Origin of the sequence: Lactobacillus sp. UMNPBX19 (assembly GCF_002553805.1) — a bacterium.
Taxonomy (GTDB): Bacteria; Bacillota; Bacilli; order Lactobacillales; family Lactobacillaceae; genus Lactobacillus.
This window is the reverse complement of sequence record NZ_PCYR01000066.1, coordinates 1-1,505: the sequence shown is the minus strand read 5'-3', so window position 1 is coordinate 1,505 and position 1,505 is coordinate 1. Positions and strand designations below refer to the sequence as shown.

Here is a 1,505-nt window from a genome sequence, read left to right as displayed (position 1 = left end):
CCTTTTTTCTTATACTTAGATTGAGGTTGAGGTCGACAACAGAATGGAATATTGAATTCGACTGTCAAACGGGCCCATAAATATTTATTTTCAATCAAACTAGATTAAGGGTGTGGATCTCAGAGATCGTGTAATCAAGAAATGGAGCTGAAAATGAATATTTGCCTCAATCGATTAAAATGGGGTGATTAGGTGAATATTATTGGTATTGATGTTAGTCAAGGTGAAAGTCATGCAACTTTGATAACAAAAGAAGCGGAAGAAATAGCTTTTAAATTTAAGCATAATAAGAGCGGTTTCCAAATATTAAATTCTTATATTAAACCCGGTACAATAATAATATTTGAAACTACAGGTGTTTATTCGGCTCAGCTTACTACTTATTTAAAAAATAAAAAGGTCAAATTTTATGAGCTAAATCCCCTAGAAGCAAAATTAAGAATGGCTTCTTTGAGAAGAAATAAAACTGACAAGAATGATTCATTTAAATTAGCTTTATTGGGTAAAACTCAATTAGCGGAAATAAAGAATCACTGTAATAAACAATCTAATTCGTTGTATGAATCTTTACGGATTTTATCTTTGAGATATAAGCAGTTAATTAAATGTAGAACCAGAATACTTAATTTCCTTCGTTCTAGCTTAGAGCTTACTTTCCCAGAACTAAATCAGATTTTTAAAAATGCTTATGCAGTTTTAGCCCTTCAAGTATTTAGAATGTATTGTCATCCTGACTTTTTGGTAGGATTAACTCTTAAAGAAATGACCACTAGAGTTTACCAATCTGTTAGCAGGCGAATACATAAAGATGTAATTCAAAGTTATTGTGCTCAAGTTTGGTTAGCAGCTAAAGATTCTTATCCTGCTGTTCCAGCAAATTCTTTAGAAATTGAAATTATTTCAGAATATTGCGATGAGATAGAAAGCTACAATAAAGAAATAGCCTATATTCAAAACAAGTTAATCAAGACGGCTGTTGGCTTGGATGATTTCAAAGTTATTTCCAGTATTCCCGGAGCCGGTCAATTAAATAGCGCTCTATTATTAGGCTTTACTGGTGATATTGCTCGCTTTGATAATTATAAACAACTCAATGCTTTCCTAGGTTTGGATTTAAACAGATATCAGTCTGGTAAATACATTAAAGGCGATACAATTAATCGTAGAGGTAGTAGTCAAGGCAGAGCTGTTGAAACAGACATGATTCGAAGTATGCTAAGAAATCAAGGCAAAATTCAAAATCATTTAATTGATTACTATTACAAATTAAAAAAGCCGCCTTTCAATAAGCATGACAAGGTAGCTTTAATAGCGTGTGCCAATCATTTGAATCGCACTATTATAAATTTGGTCCACACACATCAACTTTATAATTATTCTAAGGCAATTCATTAATAAATGCTTAGCACGCAATAAGTGAAAAACTGCCAAAAGACTAGTCTTTTGGGGTTATGTTTAGTATACTCTTTTTTCTCTATAATAATGATTGACATTCTATAAGAAAT

At 31.7% G+C, this 1,505-nt stretch carries 1 protein-coding gene; it reads left to right on the top strand.

Annotation, left to right across the window (positions count from 1 at the left end; genetic code table 11):
* Positions 1-192: 192 nt before the first annotated feature.
* Positions 193-1,395: an IS110 family transposase gene (locus CP370_RS09045; protein ID WP_012845668.1), complete on the top strand. Its 1,203-nt coding sequence runs from the start codon at positions 193-195 to the stop codon at positions 1,393-1,395.
* The last annotated feature ends 110 nt before the right edge of the window (positions 1,396-1,505 follow it).